16 protein-coding genes are annotated in these 21,617 nt (G+C 64.1%); 11 read left to right on the forward strand and 5 right to left on the reverse strand.

Features of this window, described 5'->3' with window-relative positions; all coding sequences use genetic code 11:
* Positions 1-82 precede the first annotated feature (82 nt).
* Positions 83-1,627: a BCCT family transporter gene (locus ACP159_RS19640; protein WP_425101413.1), complete on the forward strand. Its 1,545-nt coding sequence runs from the start codon at positions 83-85 to the stop codon at positions 1,625-1,627.
* Positions 1,628-1,684: 57 nt separating this feature from the next.
* Here ACP159_RS19640 and ACP159_RS19645 read toward each other — a convergent pair whose 3' ends face one another.
* On the reverse strand, positions 1,685-2,680 hold the full coding sequence (locus ACP159_RS19645; protein ID WP_425101414.1) for a GlxA family transcriptional regulator: 996 nt from the start codon (positions 2,678-2,680) through the stop codon (positions 1,685-1,687).
* Between the two features lie 131 nt (positions 2,681-2,811).
* On the opposite strand from ACP159_RS19645, the gene ACP159_RS19650 reads away from it, so the two are divergent.
* From ACP159_RS19650 to ACP159_RS19675, 6 genes are all read left to right on the forward strand, one after another.
* Positions 2,812-4,065 (forward strand): sarcosine oxidase subunit beta family protein, encoded by a 1,254-nt coding sequence (locus ACP159_RS19650; protein WP_425101415.1) that lies wholly within the window; start codon positions 2,812-2,814, stop codon positions 4,063-4,065.
* 37 nt (positions 4,066-4,102) lie between these two features.
* Positions 4,103-4,402, forward strand: coding sequence for a sarcosine oxidase subunit delta (locus ACP159_RS19655; RefSeq protein WP_425101416.1), 300 nt, complete (start codon positions 4,103-4,105; stop codon positions 4,400-4,402).
* On the forward strand, positions 4,399-7,401 hold the full coding sequence (locus ACP159_RS19660) for a sarcosine oxidase subunit alpha (RefSeq protein WP_425101417.1): 3,003 nt from the start codon (positions 4,399-4,401) through the stop codon (positions 7,399-7,401). The genes ACP159_RS19655 and ACP159_RS19660 overlap by 4 nt, the downstream gene beginning before the upstream one ends.
* Before the next feature lie 13 nt (positions 7,402-7,414).
* Complete coding sequence (locus tag ACP159_RS19665; RefSeq protein ID WP_425101418.1) at positions 7,415-7,945, forward strand: sarcosine oxidase subunit gamma; 531 nt, start codon at positions 7,415-7,417, stop codon at positions 7,943-7,945.
* Between the two features lie 78 nt (positions 7,946-8,023).
* A complete protein-coding gene (glyA, locus tag ACP159_RS19670) occupies positions 8,024-9,298 on the forward strand; it encodes a serine hydroxymethyltransferase (protein ID WP_425101419.1) in 1,275 nt (424 codons plus the stop codon).
* 3 nt (positions 9,299-9,301) lie between these two features.
* Positions 9,302-10,723 carry an L-serine ammonia-lyase gene (locus ACP159_RS19675; protein WP_425101420.1) on the forward strand — a complete coding sequence of 474 codons (1,422 nt, stop codon included), beginning with the start codon at positions 9,302-9,304 and terminating at the stop codon, positions 10,721-10,723.
* 357 nt (positions 10,724-11,080) lie between these two features.
* On the opposite strand, the gene ACP159_RS19680 is transcribed toward ACP159_RS19675, so the two are convergent.
* From ACP159_RS19680 to ACP159_RS19690, 3 genes are read right to left on the reverse strand one after another with little or no spacing between them, the layout of a single operon-like run.
* Positions 11,081-13,066, reverse strand: a complete 1,986-nt coding sequence (locus ACP159_RS19680) for a type IV secretory system conjugative DNA transfer family protein (protein WP_425101422.1) — start codon at positions 13,064-13,066, stop codon at positions 11,081-11,083.
* Positions 13,059-15,410 carry a relaxase/mobilization nuclease domain-containing protein gene (locus tag ACP159_RS19685; protein WP_425101423.1) on the reverse strand — a complete coding sequence of 784 codons (2,352 nt, stop codon included), beginning with the start codon at positions 15,408-15,410 and terminating at the stop codon, positions 13,059-13,061. The genes ACP159_RS19680 and ACP159_RS19685 overlap by 8 nt, the downstream gene beginning before the upstream one ends.
* Complete coding sequence (locus ACP159_RS19690; protein WP_425101424.1) at positions 15,397-15,999, reverse strand: helix-turn-helix domain-containing protein; 603 nt, start codon at positions 15,997-15,999, stop codon at positions 15,397-15,399. Before ACP159_RS19690 ends, ACP159_RS19685 begins: the two co-directional genes overlap by 14 nt.
* Before the next feature lie 561 nt (positions 16,000-16,560).
* On the opposite strand from ACP159_RS19690, the gene ACP159_RS19695 reads away from it, so the two are divergent.
* The 4 genes from ACP159_RS19695 to ACP159_RS19710 all read left to right on the forward strand — a co-directional run bounded on the left by ACP159_RS19695 (position 16,561) and on the right by ACP159_RS19710 (position 19,508).
* On the forward strand, positions 16,561-17,280 hold the full coding sequence (locus ACP159_RS19695) for a ParA family protein (protein ID WP_425101425.1): 720 nt from the start codon (positions 16,561-16,563) through the stop codon (positions 17,278-17,280).
* A gap of 247 nt (positions 17,281-17,527) precedes the next feature.
* Positions 17,528-17,953: a hypothetical protein gene (locus ACP159_RS19700; RefSeq protein ID WP_425101426.1), complete on the forward strand. Its 426-nt coding sequence runs from the start codon at positions 17,528-17,530 to the stop codon at positions 17,951-17,953.
* Between the two features lie 145 nt (positions 17,954-18,098).
* A complete protein-coding gene (locus ACP159_RS19705) occupies positions 18,099-18,269 on the forward strand; it encodes a hypothetical protein (protein WP_425101427.1) in 171 nt (56 codons plus the stop codon).
* Positions 18,270-18,407: 138 nt separating this feature from the next.
* On the forward strand, positions 18,408-19,508 hold the full coding sequence (locus ACP159_RS19710; protein ID WP_425101428.1) for a Fic family protein: 1,101 nt from the start codon (positions 18,408-18,410) through the stop codon (positions 19,506-19,508).
* A gap of 94 nt (positions 19,509-19,602) precedes the next feature.
* On the opposite strand, the gene ACP159_RS19715 is transcribed toward ACP159_RS19710, so the two are convergent.
* Positions 19,603-21,546, reverse strand: a complete 1,944-nt coding sequence (locus ACP159_RS19715) for a DNA phosphorothioation-associated putative methyltransferase (RefSeq protein ID WP_425101429.1) — start codon at positions 21,544-21,546, stop codon at positions 19,603-19,605.
* Between the last annotated feature and the right edge of the window lie 71 nt (positions 21,547-21,617).

Genomic DNA, 21,617 nt, shown 5'->3' on the forward strand with positions numbered 1-21,617 from the left:
CGCGCGAGTGAGGAGGCGCGCGGAAGCCATGCACCCATGGGGGGAGATCATCATGCTCATTCGATCCGGAGTTTTCAGGGGGGTGAATCCATACTCATCCCTGATTTCGGCTGCCGTCATCCTGCTTTTCGTGGTTCTGGTTCTCGCCTTCCCGACCGCATCCGCGGCGTGGATCGACAGTGCCAGAACCTTTGTCACATTCTTCTTCAACTGGTGGTACGTGGCCCTTTCGGGCGTATTCCTTGTCTTCCTGATCGCCATCGCCGTCAGCAAGTACGGCGTGCTTCGCCTTGGCGACGCGGACGAGCGGCCGAAATACAGCTACTTCACCTGGTTCGCGATGCTTTACGCGGCGGGGCAGGGGATCGGCATCATCTTCTGGTCGATCGCCGAGCCGGTCTTTCATTATTCCGGTGGGACGCCCTTTGCCGAGGGCACGGCAAATCAGGCGGCCGCCGACATGGCGATGCAGGTCACGTTCTTCCACTGGGGGCTGAACGCCTGGGCGATCTACTGCATCGTGGCGCTGGCGCTTTGCCTGGTCAGCTACCGGCTGAAAAAGCCGCTCGGGATCCGCTACACGCTTTTTCCGCTGTTCGGAGATCGCGTCGAGGGGCCGCTCGGCGTAGCGATCGACGTGATCGCCGTCTTTGCGACGATCTTCGGCATCGCCACGTCGCTGGGATTGGGCGTGACACAGATCAACGCCGGTCTGAACCATATCTGGGGCGTGCCGATCTCCGAGGCGGTCCAGCTCATCCTGATCGCCGTTATCACCGCTGTCGCCCTCTGCTCGGTGTTGTCGGGCCTCGACCGGGGCATCAAGTGGCTGTCGCAGGTGAACATGTGGCTCACGCTTGTCCTTCTGGTATTTTTCTTCGCCTGGGGACCGACGCAGTACCTGGTCGTCAGCCTGTTCGAAGCGATCGTCGCCTACGCCGCCAACCTGATCACCTTCAACGTCTATGTCGAAAGCGTGCCGGCCGACGCGACCCGGTGGAGCGACATGTGGCAGGGCTGGTGGACCACCTTCTACTGGGGCTGGTGGATTTCCTGGGCGCCCTTCGTCGGCGTGTTCGTGGCGCGCGTGTCCCGGGGCCGCACCGTGCGGGAATTTATCTTCGGCGTCGTCGGGGTGTCGTCGCTGCTGTCCTTCGTCTGGATCGTGGCCTATGGCGGAACCGCGCTCTGGGCCGAGCTTTTCGGGCCGGGCGGTGTGTCCGACGCTGTGAGCGCAAACGTCTCCATGGCCCTGTTCGCGACCTTCGAGGCCATGGATGTCGGCTCAATCGGCGTGGTCGCCGGGGTGCTCGGCACGATCCTCGTGACCACGTATTTCGTGACCTCGTCGGACTCGGGAACCCTGGTCGTCGCGACGATCCTGAGCGAAGGCAACGAGCACCCGATGTACCGTCACCGGGTGATCTGGGGCTCGTTCGAGGGGATCGTGGCCGCGGTCCTGCTGGTGGCCGGAGGCAGCGCAGCGCTGAGCACCCTGCAGACCGCGGCAATCATCGCGGCCCTGCCGTTCTCCGTGATCATGGTGCTCATGGCCGTCGCCATCGTCCGCTGCCTGTCGATGGAGCATCTCGCAGAGAAATCCGCGCGGCTGCGCAACGCGGCCTGAGCTAACGCGAAGGGGGCGAAGTCAGCCAGACGGCGAAGCGGACCAGCCCCCATCACGTCACACGAACAGATCGCGCGCATCCTGCGCGCGATTTCTTTGTCTCCAGGCCTCGGGCGGCTCCCCCTCGCGGGTGCGGAAGACCTTGCCGAAATGCGAGGCGTCGCAAAACCCCGCGGCGGCCGCGATCCGCGTGACCGACTGATCGGTGCTGACCAGAAGGTGCCGCGCCAGCGCCAGCCGGACCGACAGGCCCGCATCCGCCGGTGTCCGCTGCAAGGCTTCGGCGAAATGCCGCTCCAGCCGCCTTCGGCTGACCTTGAGGCGCTTGGCAAGCTCGTCGACGGTCAGGGGCGTCGCCACGTTCTGCCGGATCAGGTGGAGCGCCTTCCTGACCAGCTTGTCCGGCGTGTTGAACTCGAGCGGAAGGCCCGGTTGCGGGTTGTCGGAGGTCTGCGCCTCTTCGATGATCATGATGTTCAGGCTCTTGCGCGCCGCGGCCTGGCCGACATGTCGATCCACCAGATAAGCCGCGAGATGCGCCGAACTGACCCCGCCCGAACAGGTCAGCCGGTCGCGGTCCACGACGAAGATCTCGTCCGAGACCGGGATGAGACCTTCGAACTGTTCCAGAAAATCGTCGTGGTGGAACCAACTGACACAGCAGCGATACCCGTCCATCAGCCCGGACTTGTGGAGGATGAAGGCGCCGGTACAGACCCCGATGAGCGGCACATGCGCCTCGGCCGCCTGCCTGAGATAGTCGATATAGGCGGGGTTGAGCTGCTGGATCGCCGGAAGCAGGCCGCCGACCACCACGAGGTAGTCGAACCGCTCCGGATTGCCCAGGCGCTCGTCGGGCTGGACGGGAATTCCGCAACTCGACACCACCGGGTCCATGGTCGCCGAGACCACGCGCCAGGAACACCGGATCGGGCGCGAGCGGTCGCCCTCGTCGGCCGCCAGACGCAGAACGTCCGCGAAGTTCGCAAAGGCCGACAACGTGAATTGCTGCGCCAGGATGAACCCGATCTTGAGGACGGGCCGTGGCTCCATCGCGGTTACTCCCCGAAGCGGTTTCTGGCGTGAATATACCACGCTTCTGACGCATAAATACAATGCCCGATTTCGGCGATATGAGAGAGGTATTGCGTCCGCTTCCCCTTCCTGAATCGAGGCTTTCGACCATGACCCACTTTTCCGGCTTTTCGCTGCTGAAGAACGCCCTGACGGGCCACAAGAACTGGCCCGAGCAGTGGCCCGACAAGGAGCCGAAAAGAGAGTACGACGTCATCATCGTGGGCGCCGGCGGGCATGGTCTGGGCGCGGCCTACTACCTTGCCAAGGAGCACGGCATCACCAACGTCGCCGTGATCGAGAAGGGCTGGCTCGGGGGGGGCAACACGGGGCGCAACACCACGATCATCCGGTCGAACTACCTTTATGACGAAAGCGCCCGCCTATACGATCACGCGCTCGACCTGTGGGAGAACCTGTCGACCGAGCTGAATTACAACGTCATGTATTCCAAGCGCGGCGTGATGATGCTGGCGCATAACGTGCATGACGTGCAATCCTTCCAGCGGCACATCCACGCGAACCGGCTGAACGGCGTCGACAACCAGTGGTTGACGCCCGAGCAGGCCAAGGCGTTCTGCCCGCCGCTCAACATCTCGCCCGATGCACGCTACCCGGTGTTGGGCGCGGCCCTGCAGAAACGCGCCGGCACCGCGCGCCACGATGCGGTTGCGTGGGGTTATGCGCGGGCGGCCGCGAAACGCGGCGTGGACATCATCCAGAACTGCCCGGTGATCGCGATCCGGCGCGGCGCCGACGGTGCGGTCGAGGGGGTCGATACCGCCAAGGGGTTCATCAGGGCAAAAAAGGTCGCGGTTTCCGCCGCCGGACATACCTCGGTCGTGATGGACAGCGCGGGCGTGCGGATGCCGCTGGAAAGCTACCCGCTGCAAGCGCTGGTGTCCGAGCCGGTCAAGCCGGTCTTTCCTTGTGTCGTGATGTCGAACACCGTGCACGCCTATATCAGCCAGTCCGACAAGGGCGAACTGGTGATCGGGTCGGGCACCGACCAGTATACCAGCTATTCGCAGCGCGGCGGCCTGCCGTTGATCGAACACACGGTGGCGGCCATCTGCGAGGTGTTCCCTATCTTCAACCGCATGCGGATGCTGCGCAAATGGGGCGGCATCGTCGATGTGACGCCCGATCGCTCGGCCATCCTGGGCAAGACGCCGGTCAAGGGGCTCTATGTCAATTGCGGCTGGGGCACCGGTGGCTTCAAGGCCACGCCGGGGGCGGCGCACACCCTGGCCTGGACCGTGGCCAGGGACGAGCCGCACCCGATCAACGCGCCCTTCACGCTCGAACGCTTCACCACCGGCCGTCTGATCGACGAAGCCGCCGCCGCTGCCGTCGCGCACTGATCGCGCGCACGCCCCGACGCGAAAAGGAAACAAGACCATGCTTCTGATCCATTGCCCCTATTGCGACGATACGCTTCCCGAACTGGAATTCGCCTATGCGGGCGAAGCGCATATCGCCCGCCCCGCGGACCCGTCGAAACTCGGCGACGAGGAATGGCGCGACTTCCTGTTCATCCGTTCCAACGTCAAGGGCGTGCACGCCGAACGCTGGCGCCACATCCATGGCTGCGGACGTTTCTTCAATGCGCTCCGCGATACGGTCAGCGACCGTTTCGTGACCACCTACAAGGCCGGTGAGGCCCGTCCCGACATCGCCAAGCTGGAGGCCGCGGAATGACCGAGTATCGTGTAGAAGGCCGGGGTCGCGTCAACCGCGCCAAACCGGTCACATTCACCTTCGACGACCGGACCTACAAGGGTTTCGAGGGGGATACCGTCGCCTCGGCGTTGCTGGCAAACGGCGTGCACCTGATGGGGCGCAGCTTCAAGTATCACCGCCCGCGCGGGGTTGTGACCGCAGGCTCGGAAGAGCCGAACGCCCTGATCGGGACGACCCGCGGCAAGGGCCGGTCCGAGCCGAACACCCGGGCCACGATGCAGGAGATCTATCCAGGTTTGAAGACCGAGAGCCAGAACAAGTGGCCAAGCCTCAAGTTCGACCTCGGCGCGATCAACGATCGTCTCTACATGTTGTTCTCGGCAGGCTTCTACTACAAGACTTTCATGTGGCCCCGCAGCTTCTGGGACAGCGTCTACGAGCCGCTGATCCGCAAGGCCGCAGGCCTCGGCAAGGCGCCGACGGAGGTCGATCCGGACATCTATGCAAGCCGCTACCGGCATTGCGACGTGCTGGTGGTCGGCTCGGGTCCTTCAGGCATCGCCGCGGCGCTGACCGCCGGGCGGGCAGGATCGACGGTGGTTCTGGTGGATGAAAACCCCGAGATGGGCGGCACGCTTCTGTCCGAACCCTCGGTCACCATCGACGGCCAGCCCGCCTGGGAGTGGCTCGAAGGGGCGATGGCCGAGCTGGACCGCCTGCCGAACGTTACCCGCATGACGCGCACCACCGCCATCGGCTACTACCATCAGAACATGATCGGTCTGGTGCAGAAACTGACCGACCACATGGGCGAAGCCCCCGAAGGGGCGCCGCGCGAACGATTGTGGCGGGTGCGGGCGCGCGAGGTCGTGCTGGCGCAAGGCGCGATCGAACGGCCCATGGTGTTCGACGGCAATGACACGCCTGGCGTGATGCTGTCCGGAGCGGCGCAGACCTTCCTCAACCGCTTCGGGGTTCTGGTCGGCAGGAAACCCGTTGTCCTGACCAGCCACGACAGCGCCTGGTACAGCGCCTTCGACATGGCCGATGCGGGCGCGACGGTCGTCGCTATCGTGGACACCCGCCCGGACGTGCCGCAGGCCCTGCAGGACGCGGCGAAATCCCGCGGAATCAGGACCTGTCTCGGCTACACCGCCACCGGTACCAAGGGTCGGCTGCGGGTCAGCGCCCTGCGCGTGAACCCGGTCCGCAACGGCAAGGTCGGTGCCGCGCAGATGCTGTCCTGCGACGCGGTGCTGGTCTGCGGCGGCTGGACGCCGTCGCTGCATCTTTTCTCGCACACCAAGGGCTCGCTGCACTGGGACGAGGAGGCCAGGGTCTACCTTCCGGGCCACAAGACCGAAAACGTTCATATCGCTGGCGCCGGTCGCGGGCTCTGGGGCATAGCGGCAGCGCTTGCCGATGGCACGAAGGCGGGCGTCGACGCGGTCCGGTCGCTTGGCGGCACTGTCGGTCCGGCGACCTACGCGGTTGCGCAGGACCGCACCGGCACCGGGATCACCCAGAAGGAACTGCCGACCGACCGCAACCCGGGCAAGGCCAAGGCCTTTGTGGACTTCCAGAACGACGTGACCGCCAAGGACCTGCGCCTTGCCGTGCGCGAGGGCATGCGATCCATCGAACATGTGAAGCGCTACACCACCAACGGTATGGCCACCGACCAGGGCAAGCTCAGCAACATGAACGGTCTGACCATCGCCGCGGACGCGCTTGGCAAGGAGGCTCCGAAGGTCGGTCTGACGACCTTCCGGCCTCCCTATACGCCGACCACCTTCGGGGCCTTCTGCGGCTATCACAAGGGCAAGCACTTCGAAGTGACACGCAAGACGCCGATCGACGCCTGGGCCGAGGAGAACGGCGCCGTGTTCGAGCCGGTCGCGCTCTGGCGGCGGGCGTGGTACTTCCCGAAGGCTGGCGAAGACATGCACAAGGCCGTCGCCCGCGAATGCAAGGCGACGCGCGAAAGCCTAGGGATGTTCGATGCCTCGACGCTGGGCAAGATCGAGGTCTCGGGCCCCGACGCCACCGAGTTCATGAACCGGATGTACACCAATCCCTGGACCAAGCTCGGGATCGGGCGGGCCCGGTACGGCCTGCTGCTGGGCGAGGACGGGTTCATCCGCGACGATGGCGTCATCGGCCGCATGCGAGAGGACCTGTTCCACGTCACCACCACGACCGGCGGCGCGGCGCGGGTTCTGAACATGATGGAGGATTACCTCCAGACCGAATGGCCGGACCTGAAGGTGTGGCTGACCTCGACGACCGAGGAATGGGCGACCATCGCGCTGAACGGACCCAACGCCCGCAAGGTGCTGGCGCCGTTCGTCGAAGGGGCCGACATCTCTGCCGAGGCCTTTCCGCACATGTCGGTGGTGGAATGCACCGTCGCCGGTTTCCCGTCGCGGCTGTTCCGGATCAGCTTTACCGGGGAGTTGGGCTTCGAGATCAACGTGCCCGCCCGCCATGGCCGCGCGCTGTGGGAGAAATTGTGGGAAGAGGGTCAGAAATACGACATCTGCCCCTATGGCACCGAGACCATGCACGTTCTGCGGGCCGAGAAAGGCTTCATCATCGTGGGGCAGGACACCGACGGGACGGTCACGCCGCAGGATGCCGGCATCGGCTGGGCCATCGGCAAGCAGAAGCCCGACTTCGTCGGCAAGCGCTCGCTCGAGCGGCCCGACATCGTGGCCCCGAACCGCAAGCAGCTGGTGGGTCTGCTGACGGAGGACCCCAGGACCGTGCTGACCGAGGGCGCCCAGATCGTCGAGGACCCCAAGCAGCCCAAGCCGATGAAGATGATCGGGCACGTGACCTCGTCCTACTGGTCCGAGGCGCTTGGCCGCTCCATCGCCATGGCTGTGGTCGAGGGCGGGTTCGACCGCATGGACAACACGTTGCACGTGCCGGACGCGTCGGGGAAAGCCATCCCCGTGAAAGTCACCGGAACCGTGTTCTACGACCCCGCGGGCGAACGCCTGAAGGTCGAATGAGGAGGATGAGATCATGAATGCTCCCGTAACGTCTTTCGCCGGCGTGTCCGTCACGCAGCTTGCGCCGGTCGCGCGGTTCAATCTGCGCATCGCGCCATCCGATCTGGGGGTCGCCTCGCAGGCCTTCGGTATCGATCTGCCCACAAGGATCGGGCAGGGGACGCGGAACGGTGATCGGGCGGCCTACTGCATCGGGCCGGACGAATGGCTGTTGCACGCGGCCGAAGCGGACCAGCCGTCCATTGTCGCCGCCTTCGACAAAGCCCGGGCCGGAACGCCGCACAGCCTTGTGGTGATCTCGGACCGCGAGCTGACGATCGGCATCACCGGCCCTGCCGCGCGCGAGCTGCTGTCGACCGGTTGCCCGCTGGACCTGTCGCGCCTGACGGTCGGCGGTGCCAAGCGCACGGTCTTCGACAGTGCCCAGATGGTCCTGATCCGCGACGGCGAAGACGCCTTCCGCATCGAGGTCTGGTGGTCCTTCTACCCGCATGTGCGCGGGCTTCTGGATATCGCCGCGCGCGAACTTGCGATCGGACTGTAAACCCCGCCTGACCGGTTCATCGACGCGCCCCCCGGCGGGGGCGCGACTCTCTCCTCTTGTCTTTAAGGACCCTTTCCCATGCTGGACACTGCCAAATCGCCCCGCCTCTCAGACACTGCCGTTTTCGATGCCATCCGCCACGAGCTCGACCGCCAGCAGAACCAGATCGAGCTGATCGCCTCCGAGAACATCGTGAGCCGCGACGTCCTTCTGGCCCAGGGTTCGGTCCTGACGAACAAGTATGCCGAGGGCTATCCCGGCCGACGCTATTACGGCGGATGTGAGCATGTGGACACCGTCGAAGAGATCGCCATTGCCCGCCTGCGGGAGCTTTTCGGTGCCGGGTTCGCCAATGTGCAGCCCCATTCCGGCGCGCAGGCCAACCAGGCGGTGTTCCTCGCTCTACTGCAGCCGGGCGACCGGATCATGGGCCTCGATCTTGCCCATGGCGGTCACCTGACCCACGGCTCGCCCGTCACGATGTCGGGCAAATGGTTCGATGTGGTCAGCTACAAGGTTTCCGAAGACAACCTGCTGATCGACATGGCCACCGTGCGCAAAGTCGCGCTCGAAACCAGGCCCAAGCTGATCGTGGCCGGGGCATCGGCCTATCCGCGGCACATGGACTTTGCCGCCTTCCGCGCCATTGCGGACGAGGTGGGCGCCTACCTGATGGTCGACATGGCGCATTATGCCGGTCTGATCGCGGCGGGCGAATACCCCGATCCGGTGCCCCACGCCCACGTCGTGACCTCGACCACGCACAAGACCCTGCGCGGCCCGCGCGGCGGCATCATCCTGACCAATGACGAAACGCTGGCCAAGAAGATCAACTCCGCCGTCTTCCCGGGCAACCAGGGCGGGCCGCTCATGCACGTGATCGCCGCCAAGGCCGTGGCCTTTGGCGAGGCGCTGCGGCCGGAGTTCAAGGACTACGCGAAAGCGGTGATCGACAATGCCCGCGCGCTGTCTCAGGTTCTGGTCGCCGGGGGGCTGGGCGTCGTGTCGGGCGGCACTGATTGCCACATGGTGCTGGTCGACCTGCGCCCCAAAGGCGTCACCGGCAAGGCCGCCGAAGCAGCGCTGGAGCGCGCCGGCCTAACCTGCAACAAGAACGCCATCCCCTTCGATCCGGAAAAGCCTTTCGTCACCTCGGGCGTGCGTCTGGGTACTTCGGCGGGCACCACCCGCGGCTTTGGCGAGGCGGAGTTCCGCAAGGTCGGCGCGCTGGTGCTGCGGGTCATCGATTCGCTGTCGGCCAACCCTGAAGGCGACGCAGCGGTCGAGGCGGCTGTGCTTGACGAGGTGCGCGCGCTCTGCGCGGCCTATCCGATCTATGCGGACGGCGTCTGAGCCATGTTCCTGTCGGTCTTCGACATCTTCAAGATCGGTGTCGGCCCCTCGTCATCACATACGATGGGACCGATGACCGCGGCTGCGCGGTTCCTTGACGCCTTGCGCGGCGGTGCCGAGAAATTTCCCGGCGCGGATAGGCTCGCGCGGCTCGGGGCGTCCCTGCACGGGTCGCTCGCCTTCACCGGCAAGGGCCACGCGACCGACCGTGCCGTGATCCTGGGACTGGTGGGGTATCTGCCCGATACGCTTGATCCCGATCGGGCCGAGGTCCTGGAGGCCGAAGTGCGCCGCACGAAGCGCATCAGCCCTCCGGGGTTGGGCATACTGGACTTCGATCCCGAGACCGATCTCGTTTTCGACTACGGCCCGCCCTTGCCTGGTCATGCCAATGCGCTGGTGCTGCGCGCCTTCGACCAGCACGGCAACCCCTACCTGACGCAGACCTACTATTCGGTCGGAGGCGGCTTTGTCGTGACCGAGGCCGAACTGGCGGCGGAGAAGGCCGCGAAGGCCCAAACCCTGCATGCCGAGAAGGCAGCGATGGGCTATCCCTATCCGTTCGGCTCGGCGGCCGAGATGCTTGAGATGGGCCGCGCCTCGGGCAAGAGCATCGCCGAGATGAAACGCGCCAACGAATGCGTGCATCAGCGCATTCCGGCCCCGGACCTGTCGAAGCAGATCAGGCGGATCTGCGACGTGATGAACGACTGCATCGACCGGGGGCTGCGCATGGAGGGTGTGTTGCCCGGAGGTCTGGGCGTCCGGCGTCGCGCCAGGGCGATCCACGAACAGCTTCTGGCCGAACGCGGGAACAACCGCAGCCAGCCCCATGTCGCCAATGACTGGCTGTCGGTCTACGCGATGGCGGTGAACGAGGAAAATGCCGCCGGGGGCCGGGTCGTGACTTCGCCCACCAACGGCGCGGCCGGTGTCATGCCCGCGGTGATCCGCTACTATCGGGATCACTGCATCGGCGCCACGGATGACGGGGTGGAGACGATGATGCTGACGGCCGCCGCCATCGGCGGGCTGATCAAGCATCGCGCGTCAATTTCGGGCGCGGAATGCGGCTGTCAGGCCGAGGTGGGCAGCGCGGCGGCCATGGCCGCCGCCGGGCTCTGCGCCGCTTTGGGCGGCACCAACGCGCAGATCGAGAATGCCGCCGAGATCGCGCTTGAACATCACCTCGGGATGACCTGCGACCCGGTTAAGGGGCTGGTGCAAGTGCCTTGTATCGAGCGCAACGGTCTTGGCGCGATCAAGGCGGTGTCTGCCGCAAGCCTCGCCTTGCGGGGGGACGGCACGCATTTCATGCCGCTCGACAACTGTATCGAGACCATGCGCCAGACCGGCAAGGATATGAACACGAGGTACAAGGAGACGAGCCTTGGAGGCCTTGCTGTCAACATGCCGGAGTGCTAATTCTAGGCGGTTTTAGCGTGACGCACCTGAACCAAGCATTCGTCTGATCTGGACCCGGTATTCACCGGAGGGGAGCTTGGTGATGGAGGCCATTTTCGTGTGCGCTGTGTGTGCAATGAGTCGTCGTAGAGGGGCAAATTCGGGGATATTGGGGCGTATTTCAGCGTAGCAGCATCCGCCACCAACAGATTGCAGATACACAAAAAAATTTAATAAATCAACATTCTAGATTGTCTGCGGGCCCTATGGAGGATCAGACCGAATGTCGCGTAGTCTCAACGGGGTAGGCTGCGGCCATGTGCAGATCATGTGCAACGTGATAAATCCAGAGCGACACCGCCCAAGCTGCGGTGTCCATCATTCAACGTGAGCTGCCATGATCGCCCGCGTTGTCTGTACCGCCGCCGCGAGCTGGGTCCTGTCCGCCTCCTTGAGCCCCAGTCCAGCCAGATCGAACGACAATTGACCGGACCCACCGCCGCCCGCCGCAGCGCGTGCTGCTCGGCCGCGCGCCCGACCTGATAGCGCTGGCTGCGGATCCTGCGGCTCCGTTGCAGGTGCCTCAACCGTCATTGACGAGGACGCAGTCCCAGACCCCTGCGCCCCCGCAGCCGTCCTCACCTCCTGCAGTTCCAGCTTCAGCTTCTCCACCGTCTCCCGCGTCTCGGTCATCTGCCGGTCCCGCCTCAGCCCGTCCTCATCCGGATACGGGAAACTCCCCACCTGACCGATATGCAGCGCCTTCAGCGCCGGGTCCTCGAAATACTTGATCCGCCGCGCCCGGATCGGCATCTGTGCGTCGATCACAAGGATCACCTCGTCCAGGTCCATGCGCCGGGCCTGATCTTCGGTCAGGAGCGGGGTGTCCTCGGTCCGCTCGGAGACGCTGCGCCCCTCGAACGGGTTGCGCCCGACTGCGCGAGACCGGGTGACCACGCGCTTGGTGGTTTTGCCAACAGCTTGGCTCAGCTCCTCGATGGTCTTCTGCTCGGACGGGGTGAGGTAGAGTTTCACGCCAGCGCCGCCCTGAAGCGACCGGCGCGTGTTTTCGCCATAGATCTCGTCCAGCGCCGGAATGGTCTGGGTGACGATGGCGAGGTTGCCGCCGAAAGAGCGCAAGGTCTTGATGCTCTCGGCCACGATAGGCATTTTCCCGAGCCGGTCGAACTCGTCGAGCATGATCATCACCGGCCACGGCTCGTCGTCGCCCGGCTCCTGCGCCTGCAGGGAGGCGATCAGGTCCGAGAAAAACAGCCGGATCAATGGGGCCAGCGGGCGGATCATCTCGGAGTCGACCACGAGGTAGATCGCGTGGGGCCGCCGTCGGATATCCCGGAAGGAGAAGTCCGAGGTCGCGGTGGCCGCGTCGATGGCGCGGTTGTCCCAGGTGTCGAGACCCGAGGTCATCAGGAGCGACAGGTACGAGGTCAGGGTGTCGTTGTTGGTCGAGGCCATGCGCTCGAAGATCAGCTTGGCAGATGTGTTCTTCACCTCGTGCGCGCGCTTCAAGTACTCCTTCTGCTTGTCACCACCCGAGGCGGTGATGCGGTAGATCTCGCCGATGGTCGGCACGCCGCGCTCGAAGGCCAGAAGGCCTGCTGCGACGAAGAGATCGATACCCCCGGCCAGGAGCCCGCTCAGCTTTTCGTTGTCGGTTTGCAGGAAGAGCTTGGCGGTGAGCTTCAGCTCCATCTGCTGCCGGTCGGGATTGGTCATGGCCGCGATGCGAGCAAGCGGGTTGTAGCGATGCGTCGGGCGGTCCCAATCAGTCGGCGCGAACCGGAACACCTTGTCGCCCATGCTGGCGCGGAAGCGGGAGGTCTCGCGGAAGTTCTCGCCCTTCACGTCCAGCACCACGGCCGAGCCCTTGTAGGTGAGCAGGTTCGGGATCACGAAGCCCACGCCCTTGCCCCGGCCCGTTGGCGCAACGATCAGCGCATGCGGGAAGGTTTTCGACACGAGGAAGAGGCGCTTCGATTTCGGGGGGCCAAGCTTGCCAAGAAGGAAGCCGCCGCCGGGCTTGGCAAAGAAGCCGTTGCGCTTCATCTCGCCCCGGGTCTGCCAATGGGTCGTGCCGAAGCGCGTCAGGGCATCGCCCAGAAGCGTCACGCTCAGCATCAGCGCGGCGATCCCAAAGCCTGCGAGGATCAGGTTCACCCAGAGAAAGTCCCGCGGCGCGCTGACACCAAGGGCTCGGTACTCGCGCGCAAGTAAGGTGACGTCGAAGGCTTGCGTCGACAGGCCATAGCGGATGGTAAGGTAGCCCGTGGCCACGACATAGCCGATGGCGAGACCAACCAGCGTCAGGCTCAGGATCCCGCCCGCGATCTTGCCCTTATCCATGGGTGATCCCTTTCTCGCCATGCGCCGCTGCGTGACGCGCGCGCTGCGCCTCGATCTGTTCTTCGGCCAGGGCATCCAGCACCCGCTCCATGGCGGGGCCATGGGCCGTCACCTCGCTGCTTTCCAGATAAGCCTTCGCGAGTTCCAGCTGCCGCAACGGATGCTCGGTGAACTTTTCCAGCACATCGGCGTGGCCCGCGCGCAGGGCTGTCACCGCATTCGGCGTGAGGTTGCGGTCGATCTGGGCGACGAGGCGCTGTCCATCCGTCTCGGTGAGCGGTTCCACGTCCTCGGCCTCTGCCCGCTGCAGGAAGGTCAACACATCAGGGGCCGTCTCAGCCATGAAGCGCCGTTCGGCATAGTCCTGCCGCGCCTGATCCTCGATGTCGAAGCTCCGCTCGCTGATATAGGCGCGGGACGCCCCCATGGCGCGCAGGCGGTTGATTTCCTCCTGCACTGCCGCCCCGAACTCCTCGTCCGGCATCTCGGCGCGGTAGCGCGCGAGCGTGCGGTCGTCTTCCGTGATCGTACCAAGATTTTGCATTGGATCGCGCAGGGCGAGGTCCATGTCCCCGGCATGGAGCGTGCGGTCTTTCTCCTCGACGGCGAACTCCTGCGGCTTGCGGCTGTCCGTGATCTTGTCCCAGGCCATCGATGCCAGTTCAGCATGATCGGACGACCGCTGCGCGAAGGCGTTGAAGGCGGCCCGAGCTTCCTCCACCTCAACGGCACCGGCCCGGCGCACGCTTGGGTCGTCCGAGAAGGGATGGTCGAAATCCGTCCGGCGGAACTGAGCAACGAGCTCCTGGAAATCCCTGCGCTCGGAGGGGGCGAAGATGGCGGACTCGCACGCCGCGCGCTCGGGCAGCGTCACACGCTGGGCCTGGGCAACCGGGTCATCCTTATCCTTGGTCTCATCCACCTCGTCGATGGCCCGCAGGATGCGCGCATCGGTCAGCGTGTCGCCCAGGCGGACATGGACGGCCTCCAGCCGGTCCAGCGCTTCCTCGCGGTCCTCGCCTTTCTCCAGATCGAGATCGCCCGCCTTGGCGATGGCTCGCAGATCCTGCGCCAACCATTGCCGTTCGAGCGCGGCATTGCCGGCACCCTGACGCATGCGGGCGACCACGGCTTCGGGGTCGATACCCGTGCCCTGCAGCGCCTCGCTGAGGCGCGCCTTGACTGCATCGTCGTCGAGGCTTCCCATCTGGTCCTCGCGCATGTTCGCCCGCGCATAGACCCCGTCCCGGGACGGCGCATCGAGGAGGGCGGCCGAGCGGTCCCCCAGCGGATTGAGATGCGCGACCGATGCCAGCACATCGGTGAGCTTGCGCTCGATCTCCGGCCGCTCGGATGCGGGTGCCCGGTCGATCGCCGCTTCGATCTGACGGATGTTCTGAGAAAATTCGGTGATCAGCGTGTCGAACGCTGTTTCGTCTTGGGACATGTAGATGGCTCCGTCAGATTGGATCTGACCGCCACTGGCGAGGATGGTGCTGGCCCGCTCGAGTGCCTCGGCCACGTCATCGAAGTTCGACCGGGACGCCTCGACCGCCAAACCCCGATAGGTCAGCGTATTGCGCGCCACCGTCTCAAGGGCGGTAGCCAGGTCAGTCCCCGTGCGCTGGCGCTCGATCGGCGGCCGGCCTTCTTCACGGGCTTTGTAGACCTCGTCTATCTCGGCGCGGTAGGTCGTGACCCCCCGGTCAAGACGCCGTGTCGCCTCGAGCCGGATCCCGTGGACCTGTGCCGCCTCGACCATCGCCACCCGGAAGGCGTCGTAGTTGAAGTGGTGATCCTTCCCGAGAAAGAACATTTCGCCATCCTTGCTGCGGCGGTTCAGAACGATATGCGCATGTGGATGCGCGCGATCTTGGTGTATTGCAGCAATATAGTCGAATTGCGACCCCTCACCTTGAAAGAACCGCTCGCAGACGGATTCCGTGATTGCGCGCACTTCTTCGCCGCTGGTGCCGACGGGAAAGGCCATCAGAAGATGCGAGGTGTGCCCGAGCTTCGGGCTGTGCCGCTCACCCCACTGGTTCTCGAAGCGCCGCACGACCCGGTCGATCTCGGCCTCGGTCAGGGTCTTCTTGCCGTCATGGTTACCACGGCTGTCGAGGATATGGCTCGACTTGGTCGTCAGATAGGTAAGCTGGGCCTTCAATTGCGCGCCGGTATGGCACCCGCCTTTCGAGATCGGCTTGAAGATGGCCGGCGAGTAGCCGCGCGCTGCCCGGACCATCTGCGCCTTCTTCGACAGCCCCTGCCAACTGCCCGAGACCCGGCTCCAATCGCGATCGAAGAGGGCGGGGCTGACGCCGCGCGCCTCACTCCGCGCCACGTTCGGCCACCTGCTCCGCTTCCTGCCGCGCCAGACCGGCGAGGGCCCTGGTGACTTCGAGGTCCAGATCGCGACGCCGCGCGCGGAACATCTCCTGGATCTGATCGGCCATGTCGAAGACAAGAACGGCGAGGTCGCGGATCTCAGCATGGCTGGCGGGGGTATAGGGCAGACGCTCCCCTTTGAGCTTCGCCTCATTCAGGCGGCGCGCGACCTGGTTCACGTTATTGCCGACCCGGTTCAGCGCCGCGCTCATCCCTTTCAGTTCATCCGTCATGCCCTCATCCGGGCGCAGGAGATCGTCGGCCGCGAGCATCAGGCAGCGCATGGCATCTGACCGATGTGCGATCCCACGCCGCGCAAGGGCGGCGTCGAAGCCGCGAAGGTCACGGTCGGTCACCCGCATGGTCAGCACACGGGTGCGGCTGTCATTGGCCGAGACGGTGGAACGACCCCGGCTGAGCACGTTGTAGACGGTCTTGGGGGTGACCTTCAGCGCCGCACTGATCGCACTGACCGAGACGCCTTTCGCCCGTTCCCGGACGATCTGACGGCGTTCCTGATCGGTCAGTCTGCGACTGCTGCCCATGTGAAGTATACGTTCCTATTTCTTGCCAACTTCGTACAAGCCCGCCTTCTCCCAGCACAAGCGGAGAAGGCACCAAGGGCTTGTACTCAATGTAGAAAATCGGCCTCGCGGGCCGATTTGACGTCCTTTGGCAAATGCAGCGCGCAAGGCGCTCAATGCAACGCGTCCCGCGTTGCCTGCACCGCGCATCGCGTCCTTTGGACTGCGTTTTGCGCGCTCTGCAGCACGTCTTCTGGCGAGTGCCCGATGGCATGTGCCGCCTGCATCGCACGTGGTGCCGGATGATCCACGTCCAATGCAGAATGCGTCGCGTTTCCTGCAACGAGGAAAATGGCACCCGCCGGATGTCGCGCGTCATCTGGGCAATGCATCGCGCAGAGGGGATGACGTCGGGTGTCGCGTGCAGCGTGTCTTCCGTCCCATGCGCGATGCACCATGCGCCCCGCATTTCGCCTGAGGGAGCCCGCATCCCGTCTTCTGCTTGACGCCGTCGTACAAGGAGTTTAGCGACGTAGAAACATCTTTGTCTTGTTTCACCATTCTTGCGAGAGGTCCGCCCCTATGCCGAACGACAATCTCGTGGTGATCGCCGCGATGGCCCGGAAGGGGGGGAGTGGCAAGACCACGCTCTCGCGCGCCCTGATCAGCGCTGCTGTTGCCGCTGGCCGTCGCGTCCTTCTGATCGATACCGACAGCACCGGCGTGCTCGGCACCTGGCACAAGCGGGCTGAAGCCGCGGGGTTGGGATCGCCCCTGCTGCGCTCTGCGACTGTCGAGAGCGTGGGGGCCGTGGATCGCCGGATCGAGCAGGTCTATGCGGCGGACTCGGCAGATTTCATCTTCATCGATACGGCAGGCGTCGGGGCCGAGTGGTCGGACGGGATCGCCGTTCTGGCCGATCACATCGTGACACCGGTGATGCTCTCGACCTCGGATCTCGATGTCGGCACGCAGACGGCTGACTGGTTCGAGAAACTCCGCGCCCGCGTCGATGACCCCAACAGCCTGCCCCGCCACCACGTGGTCCTGAACATGGTGGACCCCAAGACCACCCGAGCCGATGCTGCCCTCATCGAGGCGGCGATCGCACGGTTTCCGGTGGTCGAGACCGTGATGATGCGACGGAACGTCTACAAGGAGATGGACGAGAAGGGCCTTCTGCACGCTGTGGCGCTGCAGAAGCAGGCCGATCCGAACCCGCTTATGCGCCCCCATGTGCGCCATGTGGTCGAGGCGCTCGAAGAGGCGACCGACATCCTCAACAACATCCTCGCGGCGTGAGGACGGGGCGGTGAGGAAGAAGATCCCGACAATCACGCGGCCCGACCCCGCCTATGCTGCATCCCTGCGCGCCGAGGTGGAAGGAGACCCGGGAAGGGAAGAGGTTCTGCGAGCTGAGACGATGCCAGAAGCTGCAAACGTCGACCCTGTGGTCTTGGACAGTCACGCTGCTTCGCCGCCAAGTACGCAGCCTGCGCCCACTCCTCAGCCCAGACCGGAGACAGCCGGGCGTGCAGCATCCGCGGCTATGGTATCTCCCACCCGCCCACGCCGCAGTCCGGCGACGCGCAAGATCGACATCCGGGTGAACGCGCTGGAACGGCAGGAAGAAGCCCTGATCGATTGCGGCGTCGATCCCGCCCATGTCATCCGCGCCGCTCTGCGCCGCGCGGTCAAGAACTGGGCGCTCGGGTCCGAGTTCATCCCTCCGTCGGAAGAGCAGCGCACACGGATCACCGAATGGCGCGCACGCACCTCGCTGGCGGTCGATGCCCCTGCGCTGACTGCCCTCTTGCGCGTGCATGACCCCCTCGATGTGCTGAGCAAGTGGGCCTTGGTCCGCGGCCAGATCGAGCCGCGCGTCTGGGCAGAGATCGACATACTCCTGGACGAGATCGCCGTTCGCGCTGCAGCGCAGAATGCAGAAAAGGATACGCCAGAAACCTGTCTATAAAGACAACTTGTCCTTTTGTCGGTGGGTTCTTGCCGAGGCCGCTGACTTCATCTTGCAGTTGCAGAAACCCAACCCTAAGACGTTCAAAACGATATTGCGGCCTCGTTGTTAACAAGTCCTGCGGTCAGTTTGAGAGGAGCACATCGTGACCATTTTACCACGGCTTACGGCCGAACCGATCATGCGCATCCTCTGCAAGAAGACCGACACGCTGGTGGGCTACCTGTACCATTGGAACAATGGAGACCTGCAGCCTGCCTGGCTCAATGATGCCATGCCCGATGTGCGCTACGAGCCGATGGTCGAGGCCGCCTGACCCGCGCAAAGGCCTAGCCCTTTGAGGGATCCTGCGGATGTGTCCGCCGGTTCAAGCATCTGGCATGATGCATAGATCGCGCTTCCATAAATCATGATTTGTCGCTATTTTGAGTTATAGGAAAGGAACCTATAGCTCATGCGTTGGAACTGGTCGCAACCCGACTGGCCGAATTTTCGCTTTGACAGCGCCGTCGTCGAACCTCTCGAACGGCAGTTTCTGTTGTCGTCCGGAGAAATCGTCGGCGCCGTCCGACATGTGACCGATGACGAGCGCGACCGCCTGCGCATCGAACTGCTGAGCGAAGAAGCGATGCGGACCAGCGCCATCGAAGGCGAGGTGCTGGACAGGGCCAGCGTGCAATCCTCCCTCCGCCGTCAGTTCGGCTTGACCGCCGACGGCGCACCGTCAAGGCCGCGCGAACAGGGCGTCGCGGAGATGATGGTGGACGTCTACTCTACCTACGCCGCGCCTCTGACCCACGAGACCCTCAGCCGCTGGCACGGGATGCTTCTATCCCATGATCGCGGCCTCGAAACCATTGGGGCCTACCGGCGGCATGCAGATGCGATGCAGATCGTCTCGGGGCGTATCGACCGGCCGACGGTGCATTTCGAAGCGCCGCCCTCCGCGCAGGTCCAAGGCGAGATGGACGTGTTCGTCGACTGGTTCAACCGAACGGCGCCAGACGGTCCAACGCCCCTGCCGGCATTGACCCGCGCGGCGCTTGGGCACCTCTGGTTTGAAAGCATCCATCCCTTCGAGGACGGCAATGGCCGCCTCGGCCGAGCCCTCGCCGAAAAATCCCTCGCACAGACCATCGGCCAGCCAAGCCTGATCGCGCTGGCGTACACGATCGAACGGGAGCGGAAGGCCTACTACGACCAGCTTGAGGCCCACCAAAAGACACTGGGCGTCACTGGCTGGCTGATCTGGTTCGCCGACATCGTTCTGAAGGCGCAGCAGGTAACCCTGACACAGGTCGCGTTCTTCATCGCCAAGGCGAAATTCTACGACCAATTCCGTGATCGACTGAACGAGCGACAAGCCAAGGTGATCGAGCGCATGTTCCGCGAGGGGCCTGACGGATTCAAAGGCGGCCTAAGCGCCGAAAACTACATCGCCATCACCGGCACCTCTCGTGCGACAACAACCCGGGACCTGCAGGACCTGGTGGAGATGAGCGCGCTGAACCGGACCGGAGAGCGGCGGCATACGCGGTATTGGCTGACGATCTGAATCAATATGAGTTTTGAAAAGCTTAAATTCGGCAGGCCTCACTCAAGTAATCACCTCAAGGCTTGAAGCCATGGAAATGATGTTATGCCGATTTTCAATATGGTAGTTTCAAACCGGCCTTGATTATTGCGTGGGCTACCTCGGTGAATGGTATGTTTGAGATTGAATCTCGAAATAGCCGCCGAAGTTCTGTCTCGAACTTTACCTGATCAAGGTATCTCTCATCTTCCTCAATCATGTACACCGACTTATCCATTAGAACGGTAACTCGTCCGTCAGACTGGTGATTAAAAATGGACACTTCGCCCGTGCGCAAGTCAACCTTTGTGCGCTCCGAAAGCCTTGGCAGAGCGCTTGTGGCGAAGTCCGGGTAGAGGAGTGCTGTCAGCTTCCGAAACGCAAGGTGGACGCGATATATCGTGGTGCCGTCCAGAGTTCCCGCAAGGGTTTGTGCGATGCCGATGTAGGTGCGCAGTCGCGGTGTCAGCTTTGGCAGGTCGCGGGCGTGTATCTGGTATTTGTCGCCTGACAGGTGCCCGACGCCGGCCATTGCATGGGCGTGCGCCTCCTCCGCAAGGGCGTCCATATCGCCGGCGTCGAAGAGCATGCGTCGGCCGACCCCCTCTGCCGCGGATAGCGTGCCGAAGAACGCACGGATATCGCGTTGCAGCTCAGGCGACAGCCGGCGGTACGGGGCACGGCCGGAGAAAGCACCGAGGGCGAAGAAACGACCTACCTGGTCGGCGCGATGAGCAGTAGCGGCGGCCATCTCCTCTGCCGGGATCGCTGCTAGTACATCGGCTATCGCCGCTTTTACGGACAAGCGCCCTTCCGCTAAACGCATTCGCAGATCTGGGGGTATTTCATCTGCGTGAGGGACGCGGCCCATTGTCAACAAAAGGTCTATGAGATCGTTCCTTACCGAAGCGAGAACTTCTTGGCGCCAGTACGACCCAGACGCCAGGTTCGACGGCGGGCGGGGCACCGACAGGATCGGCCGACCGCCCCCCATTCCCATTTGTCGGCGCGATAGAACGCGTTGTTCGAGCTCTTCATCACGGAACACAAAGAAGATGCCCGGACCTGCCGCTATGGGCGCCATATCCAGCGTTTCGAGCAGGAGGCTCCGCAGTTCCACCTGCGTGTAGTAGCGCTGGAAGGTGCCGCGAGAGGAAAGGAAGCCATCGCCATGCGGCCGGTGGCCTGAGACATCGCCCTTGCCGACCAACATGACCGCAACGGCCAGGCAACGCTCGGCAAGATCGAAGGCCTTGCGCAGCACGTCGCTCCGCTCGGCGGGATCTTCTACGACGTTGAGCACGAAGCCGAGGTTAACGACGTGCCGCGGCGCGAGCACACTTCGATCTGGTGCGAAGTGCGGGTCCCAGCCGACCGCATCAATCCCGGCGGCCCTGAGCGCGCGCACGTCGTCGCCGCGGCCGCAGCCGTAGTCGAGAACGCTGACTCCGTCCTCTAGAAGCCCCGCCGCGTTGAGCGCGGCCATCGGGGCGGACAAGCTGTTCCGTCCAATTGCCGTCCTGTGTCGGGCGACGGGTGGCATGCCGTCACCAACGGGGCTCTCCGCAACCTCAGCAGTCATCGAAACTTCCACGGGTGGTCCGGAGGCAACGACACGGTGATCGCGCACCTCGAGTCCTGCTTCGGCCAACGCGGCCTCCCAGGCGTCTTGCCGCCCACGCCGAGTCATGTCGACGAAAAGGCCTCGCCGCTCAAGCTCCTGCGTCAGCGCCACATAGACATCGCGTCCGGGGGCATCGGGGGACAGCAGAAGTTCCTTTCGATGGAGGATCGGCGGATTCGTCCGGTAGCGACGGACGGTCACCACGCCAGTGTTTAGATCGACACGGAGGCTTTGGCGCAGCGCAGGAAAGGCATGCTCCGCGAAGTCCTCGTAGTGCAGAAGTGATACGGCGCAGTCATCCGCCAGATCAATCTTCGCCACGTTCCAGTTGCCCTGTGGAACGTGCTCGGCAGCGGCAGCGATCAGCCTCGACTGTTCCGGAAGCAGGCTGTCCATAGCAGACTGGTGCACATAGAGCGCACCGCCAACCCGCTTCCCTATGCTAGACCCATCTATCTCCATTCATG

Origin of the sequence: Tropicibacter sp. S64 (assembly GCF_049803835.1) — a bacterium.
Taxonomy (GTDB): domain Bacteria; phylum Pseudomonadota; class Alphaproteobacteria; order Rhodobacterales; family Rhodobacteraceae; genus Pacificoceanicola.

Excerpts from the sequence above, each read along its gene's own strand:
- ACP159_RS19690 (WP_425101424.1), bottom strand. The coding sequence starts at position 15,999 with ATGGGCAGCAGTCGCAGACTGACCGATCAGGAACGCCGTCAGATCGTC.
- ACP159_RS19680 (WP_425101422.1), bottom strand. The coding sequence starts at position 13,066 with ATGGATAAGGGCAAGATCGCGGGCGGGATCCTGAGCCTGACGCTGGTT.
- ACP159_RS19645 (WP_425101414.1), bottom strand. The coding sequence starts at position 2,680 with ATGGAGCCACGGCCCGTCCTCAAGATCGGGTTCATCCTGGCGCAGCAA.
- ACP159_RS19700 (WP_425101426.1), top strand. The coding sequence starts at position 17,528 with ATGGTATCTCCCACCCGCCCACGCCGCAGTCCGGCGACGCGCAAGATC.
- ACP159_RS19695 (WP_425101425.1), top strand. The coding sequence starts at position 16,561 with ATGCCGAACGACAATCTCGTGGTGATCGCCGCGATGGCCCGGAAGGGG.
- ACP159_RS19715 (WP_425101429.1), bottom strand. The coding sequence starts at position 21,546 with ATGGACAGCCTGCTTCCGGAACAGTCGAGGCTGATCGCTGCCGCTGCC.
- ACP159_RS19655 (WP_425101416.1), top strand. The coding sequence starts at position 4,103 with ATGCTTCTGATCCATTGCCCCTATTGCGACGATACGCTTCCCGAACTG.
- ACP159_RS19665 (WP_425101418.1), top strand. The coding sequence starts at position 7,415 with ATGAATGCTCCCGTAACGTCTTTCGCCGGCGTGTCCGTCACGCAGCTT.
- ACP159_RS19710 (WP_425101428.1), top strand. The coding sequence starts at position 18,408 with ATGCGTTGGAACTGGTCGCAACCCGACTGGCCGAATTTTCGCTTTGAC.
- ACP159_RS19675 (WP_425101420.1), top strand. The coding sequence starts at position 9,302 with ATGTTCCTGTCGGTCTTCGACATCTTCAAGATCGGTGTCGGCCCCTCG.
- ACP159_RS19650 (WP_425101415.1), top strand. The coding sequence starts at position 2,812 with ATGACCCACTTTTCCGGCTTTTCGCTGCTGAAGAACGCCCTGACGGGC.
- glyA (WP_425101419.1), top strand. The coding sequence starts at position 8,024 with ATGCTGGACACTGCCAAATCGCCCCGCCTCTCAGACACTGCCGTTTTC.
- ACP159_RS19660 (WP_425101417.1), top strand. The coding sequence starts at position 4,399 with ATGACCGAGTATCGTGTAGAAGGCCGGGGTCGCGTCAACCGCGCCAAA.